We start from the raw sequence: 6,512 nt of genomic DNA on the forward strand, positions 1-6,512 counted from the left end.
TAACATTGTTTTGAGGCATCCCGCCGGGGCTGGCAAGGTTCAACCCTGCGCGCCTTAAACCAAAGCAATGGGATCAAGCGTCTGGCGGTAGAATGCCAAGGCCGCGCAGATAGATGCCGATGCCGGTTTCCAGCAGATCTTGCGGTGGATAGGGGCTTTTGGTGCCGGGGCTACCGCGGGCGAAAAGTTCGACAACGCCGTGGGATAACGCCCAGATATGGGCTGCAAACATCTGCGGCGGCGGGCGGCGGCTTGCCGGAATATGCTGGGACAGCTGCTCTGACGCTTTTTCCATCACGCCCAGCGCGCGGGTGGCGATTTTGTGCAGCGCAGGCGATCGGTTGATCGACACGCCGCTTTCGAACATCGCGACATAGTGGCCGGGATTTTCCCGGGCGAAGTCCAGATAGGCGGCCCCGGTGGCTAGGAAAGCCTGCAAATCCGAGGGGATGCCGCTGGCATAGGCGGCCTCCATCCGTTCGGCAAACAGATGATAGCCTTGCAGTGCTGCCTCTGCGATCAGGTCATCACGGCCTTGGAAATGGCGGTAAACGGCGGCAGGTGTGACGCCAGCCTCGCGGGCGGCTTCGGATAGGGTGAATCCCGTGGGGCCGCGATCCTCGATCAGGCGCAGGCAGGCCTCGACCAGGGCCTGCGCCAGATTGCCGTGATGGTAGCCGCGTTTAACCATGGCGGGGGGTAGGCGCTCCGGCAATTTTTGGGTCCAGATCGCCGATGGAGGCGGCGGATTTGCCAGCATAGGACAGCGGCAACAGGACCGAACGGATCGCATTGACCCGCGCGCGGCGTTTATCATCGGCGCGAATCACGGTCCAAGGCGCGGCTTGGGTGTGGGTGCGGTCCAAAGTTTCATTGATCGCGGCGGTGTAGGCGTCCCATTTGCGCAAGCCGTCGACGTCAATTTGGCTCAGCTTCCATTGCTTGAGCGGATCGCTTTCGCGGTCCAAAAACCGCTGAAGCTGGGTCGCCCGGCCAACGTTCAGCCACAACTTGAATAGCTTGATGCCATCATCCACCAGCAGCTTTTCAAATGCGGTGACTTGATTGAACCAGGCCTCACGCTCTGCCGGGGTGCAAAAGCCGAAAACATGTTCGACAACGCCGCGATTGTACCAGCTGCGGTCAAAGAAAACGACTTCGCCCGCTGCTGGCAGGTGTTTGATATAACGTTGAAAATACCACTCTGTCGCTTCTGTCTCGGTCGGTTTGGACAGGGCGACGACGCGGGCGTGGCGCGGGTTCATGTTTTCGCGAAAGCGCTTGATCGTGCCGCCCTTGCCTGCGGCGTCGCGGCCTTCAAACAAGACGACGATCCGCTGGCCGTCAGATTGGGCCGCTGCCTGCAACTTTGCCAGTTCGATCTGCAGGTTTTCCAGCGCATCCTCATAAGGCTCTTTGCCCCACTTTTCCGTATAGGGAAAACTCGGCTGCAAAATCTCGCCCTTTTTAGAGTCGCGGATGGCGTCGCGCACGGATGGCGTCGCGTGCTGTTCGAAATAGCGGCTGATGCCACCGTCAAAGGGTTTGGGCATGAAGTCCTCCGGCTTTGGGGGCACTATGGCCCCGGCATAAGATCAGCGCAATCCGGCCCGCGCGGCAGCGCGGTCAATCGCGTCAATCGCAGCGGCGGGGTCGACGTGGTGCGGCATATGGCCGACCCCGTCCAACCGGGTCAAATGCGCTGATTTCACCAGCGCCGCGACCTTTTCGGAATGGATATCAATTGGAACCGTCGTATCCGCCGTGCCGTGCAGTATTTCGATGGGGAGTGTTAAATCCGGGTAAAGTTTCGCCATTTCGACCGCATAGGGGCGCAAACTATTCACTTGGCGCACATTTGCGCGAAATGTTTCAGGCCGCAGGGCCAGCGCCGCACCGATATAGTCCGCGTAGCCTGCGGGGGCGGGTTGCGGGGCGAAGGCACCCTCGATCGCGCCCTCGACCTTGGACGTCGGCACAAGAGCCGAGATGAGGGGAATCGTCACCGCCCCGCCAAGGGCGCTGGCATTGACGGTGTAATACGGCCCCAGCCCGCCGGGCCACGGCATGGCCACGCCTGCAAAGCTGACCATCGCAGCCGCGTTGACGTCGTTGTCACCCTGTAGCCCCATCAGCGCCCATTCATAGGCAACGATACCGCCCATGGAATGACCGACAACGACGGGCTGGGTGATGCCAAGCTGGCTTGCAGCCTCGCGCAGCATGGTGGCTTGCTGCAGCGGGCTTTCGCCGGCGGTGGCCAGCGCACCGGTGTCGATGCCGGGGAAGCGGTCTGTATAGCCAAGGCCGGGACGGTCGAAGGCGGTGACGCGGTAGTGGTCGGTCAGTTTGTCAAACAGGTCGAATTTAAAGTCGCGCAGGTTGCCGCCCGCGCCGTGGATCAGCACCACGTCGGGGCCGGACCCGGCCTGAATATAGTGCACTTTCGCGCCGCCTTGCACCGTGACGAACTGGCCGATGGGCGGAAAAGCCTGCTCTGCTGCTTGGTCGCGGTAGGTGTCGGTACAGCCGGTTATGATGGCGCCCAGACCAAGGGTCAGGGCGGTCACGGTGAGCGCTTTAAGTGCCAATTTCATTCAGGTCATACTTCGTCGTCTGGTAGATCTCATTGATCCAATTGCCATATAGAAGGTGCGCGTGACTTCTCCACCTATTTTGGGGGGCGTTCGCGGGATCGTCATGAGGGTAGTAGTTGCAGGGCACGTTGATCGGCGTGCCTTCGGCCACGTCGCGGTCGTATTCTTGTTTCAGCGTGCCGCTGTCATATTCGAAGTGGTTAAAGACATAGAGCGCGCGGTGGGCCGGGTCCTCGACCAGACACGGGCCTGATTCTGCGCTGGTGATCAGCGTGTGCAGCGCGGGGCGGGCGTCGATCTCTGACTGCTTCATCTCGGTCCAGCGGCTGACGGGGACGACGATATCGTCGGAAAACCCGCGCAAATAAGGCGAGGCCGGGGCGGTCACCGTGTGGCGGAAGCAGCCAAAGGCCTTGTGGTCCAGCAGATGCTTTTGCACCCCGTGGAAGTGGTTAATCATCGCCATGCCGCCCCAGCACACGCCAAAGGTGGAATGCACGTGGGTTTGGGTCCAGGCAAAGACCTGTTCCAGTTCCTGCCAATAGGTCACGTCCTGGAACGGCAAATGCTCGATCGGGGCGCCGGTGATGATCAGACCGTCGAACTTCTCTCCGCTTGCCACCACGTCGGCAAAGGGGCGGTAAAACTCCTCCATATGCTCGGCGGCGGTGTTGCGGGTCTGGTGTTCGGTCATGCGAATAAGGCTCAGCTCAATCTGCAGCGGCGTCGCGCCGATCAGACGGGCAAACTGGTTTTCCGTCTGGATCTTCTTGGGCATCAGGTTCAGCAGCGCGATCCGCAGCGGGCGGATATCCTGACGGTCGGCGGCATCCTCGGCCAGCACCATGACACCTTCGCGCGACAAAACGGCATAGGCGGGCAGGGTGGAGGGCAGTTTGATCGGCATGGCTTTGATCCTTGATCGCGGGGGATGACAGATAGGCGCGTTAGGCCTGCATCTCAACCCGTTGCAAGGCGCGTGCGACTAATGCGTCAAAATCAGCGGCGGTGCGTACAGCGCCGATGTCGCTGGCGGGAATCGTCAGGCCCCAGCGGTCTGCCATGGCGCGGTAGCGCGGCTGACGGTGGGCAAGCGCGCGCGCATAGGTCCAGCGGATAAAGGCGTCGGGATCGACGTCGTTTTCCGTGCAGTCGTGGGCCCGCAAGTAAGCGGCCCAAGCATCGAGCAGAAAGCCCGGCTGATAGGACATCGGCTTTGGCGCGGCATCAAAGCGGCGCACCAGTTCGGCGGTGTGGGCGTCAGAGCCTTCGATCCAGATCAGCAGGGTGCGCTGCGCCAGATGTTGCATGACGGGATCGTTCGCGTCATCCGGATCAACCCATTCGCAGATCGACCCGCCTGTGTCGCAGACAAAATGCGGGTAGTTATAAAGGGACGTCGCCCGGTCAATGAAATGTCCTGTGTCCAATAGGGCAGCCACTTCGGCCCGGCGGAACTGGTCCTGACGGCGGGTGTATTCGGCAAAGGGCAGACCGCCAAGCGCCGCGCTGCCCGGTTTGCCAAGGTAGGTCGAGACAGGGTTCAGGTTATCGAAGGTGATGTTCGACCCGATGTAAATGCTGTCCGATAGCAGCAAATCGCGCAGAAAGGGCACCTTCATCGCCTCTGCCTTGGCATTGTCGGCGATCAGCTCGCCCATATACCGCGTGCCGATGCGGTAATCGACAGAGTAATGGAACCAGTCGCCAGTGCGGCGCAGCAGGCTGGCGATATGGGTTTTGCCAAGGCCAGACATGCCAAAGAACAAAACACGTTTTTGCGGGGCGGCCAGCCATTCGGCGGAGGATGTATAAATCATACCGCTTGCCTAAGGCGCGGCGTAAAAATCTTCTAGAAGATTTTTGATGCGGGAAAAATTTTAGCTAAAATTTTTCGGATCTGCCGCGATTAATGGCCGCGCCAGATCCAGCCGCCACCCAAGACCCGGCTGCTGTCCGGGTCATAGAACACGCAGGCCTGACCGGGGCTGACGCCTTCTTCGGCGACCAGCAATTCGACCTCTGCCTCGGTGTCGGAAATGGGGTGTATCACCGCCTCGACCGGGGGTTTGGTGGACCGGACTTTGACCGCGATATTGCGGGTGCCGCCAGCAAGAAAGCCGCCCTGACCCAGCCAGTTGATTTCGCGGATCGGAACGCGGCGGGTCGCCAGCATTTCCTTTGGGCCGACGATCACATGGCGCGCATCAACGTCCAGCTTTACCACATACAAAGGATCAGCCAATCCGCCGATCCCCAGCCCGCGCCGCTGCCCGATGGTATAGTGCAGCACCCCGTTGTGCTGCCCCAAAACCGTGCCGTTCACATCGACGATATCGCCGGGCTCTGCCGCGCCGGGGCGCAGCTTTTGGATCACGGCGGCGTAGTTGCCGTTGGGGACAAAGCAGATGTCCTGACTGTCAGGTTTATCCGCCACGGTCAGGCCGAACTTCAGCGCCAGCGCGCGGGTTTCAGCCTTGCTATGCAGGTGTCCGAGGGGAAAGCGCAGGTAATCCAACTGCTCTGACGTGGTCGAGAACAAGAAGTAGCTTTGATCCCGGTTCGCGTCGGCGGCTTGGTGTAATTCGGCCCCATCGGTGCCCATTTTGCGCTGAATATAGTGCCCCGTCGCCATGCAATCGGCATCTAGCTCGCGCGCGGTTTGCAGCAGGTCCTTGAACTTCACACGCTCGTTGCAGCGGATGCAAGGGACGGGCGTCGCGCCAGCCAGATAGCTGTCGGCGAACTCGTCAATCACCGCCTCTTTGAACTTGTTTTCGTAGTCGAGGACATAGTGCGGAAAGCCCATCGCCTCGGCCACGCGGGCGGCGTCTTGGATGTCGCGCCCGGCGCAGCACGCGCCTTTTTTCGCCAGCGCCGCGCCGTGATCATACAGCTGCAACGTGACGCCAACGACGTCGTAGCCTTCGCTTGCCAATTGCGCCGCCACGACAGAACTGTCGACGCCGCCGGACATGGCAACCACGACGCGGGTCTGCGCGGGGGGCTTGGCAAAACCAAGGGAATTCAGGGGCTGATCAAGTGACATCGCACACCTTTAGGTCGGCTTAAGCTAATATATAGGAAAATGCCCGATATACCCAAGTGCCGGGGCTTACCAGTCCTTAAAGAATTTGCGCCACCAAGCAGCACGGGGACGCCGAAGGAGGGTGAAGTATGTTTTTGAAGAAAATTGACGGGCCGCGATCCGTGATGCTGCCGGATGGGTCTATTATGACGCGCGCCGATTTACCGCCAGCGCGCACGCGGCGCTGGGTGGCGTCGCGCAAGGCTGCGGTCGTTGCTGCTGTGGCGCATGGGTTAATTGAACGTGAATTGGCGCTGAGCACCTATGCACTATCGGACGATGAATTTGATGAATGGGAAAGCGCGGTGCGGCTGCATGGTCAGGACGCGCTGAAGACGACAGCGCTACAACGTTATAGACAACTTAAGGGTGAATGATCATAATTTAGTAATCCGGTAACGGAGAGTTAATCATTGGCCGCCAAAGTGACCAGGTCATAACGAAGCGGAGAACCCCGATGCGTGTACTGTTGGTCGAAGACGATCCTACCACCTCGAAAAGCATCGAATTGATGGTAAGCGACAAGGCAGCCCCGTGGGTTAAAGGGCGGCCTATTCCTTGGTAGGTTTGCGACGTTCACGCAAGCGCCGGGGTTTTATGTCTACGACCAGTCCTACGCCTATGCCTACGCATGGTAGCTTTCAGTTGATCGAAGCCGTCGTCGAACGTCTTGACGGTGCGCCCGTCGGAGAGCGTCGTCGCTGGTCTGATGAGTTCAAGGCGCAGGCTGTCGCCGCGGCCATGGCACCGGATGTCAATGTTTCGGCGCTGGCGCGTCGATTGGGGATTTCGCCGCCGCAACTGTTTGGCTGGCGCAGGGCATATCT

Annotated in this window: 8 protein-coding genes; 2 read left to right on the top strand and 6 right to left on the bottom strand. The window is 60.1% G+C overall.

Translation table 11 applies throughout. From position 1 onward, the window contains the following. Positions 1–73 precede the first annotated feature (73 nt). The 6 genes from BM131_RS07395 to mnmA form a co-directional block, all read right to left on the bottom strand. Positions 74–691: a TetR/AcrR family transcriptional regulator gene (locus tag BM131_RS07395; protein WP_090187721.1), complete on the bottom strand. Its 618-nt coding sequence runs from the start codon at positions 689–691 to the stop codon at positions 74–76. After that, on the bottom strand, positions 684–1,553 hold the full coding sequence (gene ppk2 / locus BM131_RS07400; protein ID WP_090187722.1) for a polyphosphate kinase 2: 870 nt from the start codon (positions 1,551–1,553) through the stop codon (positions 684–686). Before ppk2 ends, BM131_RS07395 begins: the two co-directional genes overlap by 8 nt. Before the next feature lie 42 nt (positions 1,554–1,595). Beyond that, positions 1,596–2,597 (bottom strand): alpha/beta fold hydrolase, encoded by a 1,002-nt coding sequence (locus BM131_RS07405; RefSeq protein WP_245754166.1) that lies wholly within the window; start codon positions 2,595–2,597, stop codon positions 1,596–1,598. Beyond that, positions 2,581–3,504, bottom strand: a complete 924-nt coding sequence (locus BM131_RS07410) for a homoserine O-succinyltransferase (protein ID WP_090187724.1) — start codon at positions 3,502–3,504, stop codon at positions 2,581–2,583. The genes BM131_RS07405 and BM131_RS07410 overlap by 17 nt, the downstream gene beginning before the upstream one ends. Before the next feature lie 40 nt (positions 3,505–3,544). Then, the gene (locus BM131_RS07415) at positions 3,545–4,417 is read right to left on the bottom strand and encodes an ATPase (RefSeq protein ID WP_090187727.1); all 873 of its coding nucleotides are present in this window, start codon (positions 4,415–4,417) and stop codon (positions 3,545–3,547) included. A gap of 89 nt (positions 4,418–4,506) precedes the next feature. Continuing rightward, positions 4,507–5,646 (bottom strand): tRNA 2-thiouridine(34) synthase MnmA, encoded by a 1,140-nt coding sequence (gene mnmA / locus BM131_RS07420; protein WP_090187729.1) that lies wholly within the window; start codon positions 5,644–5,646, stop codon positions 4,507–4,509. Positions 5,647–5,774: 128 nt separating this feature from the next. On the opposite strand from mnmA, the gene sciP reads away from it, so the two are divergent. Beyond that, on the top strand, positions 5,775–6,062 hold the full coding sequence (sciP, locus tag BM131_RS07425; protein WP_090187732.1) for a CtrA inhibitor SciP: 288 nt from the start codon (positions 5,775–5,777) through the stop codon (positions 6,060–6,062). 244 nt (positions 6,063–6,306) lie between these two features. Continuing rightward, positions 6,307–6,512, top strand: a 206-nt coding sequence (locus BM131_RS07430) for a transposase (protein WP_139222596.1), incomplete at its 3' end; no start/stop codon positions are given.

Source organism: Loktanella salsilacus, assembly GCF_900114485.1.
Lineage (GTDB): Bacteria > Pseudomonadota > Alphaproteobacteria > Rhodobacterales > Rhodobacteraceae > Loktanella > Loktanella salsilacus.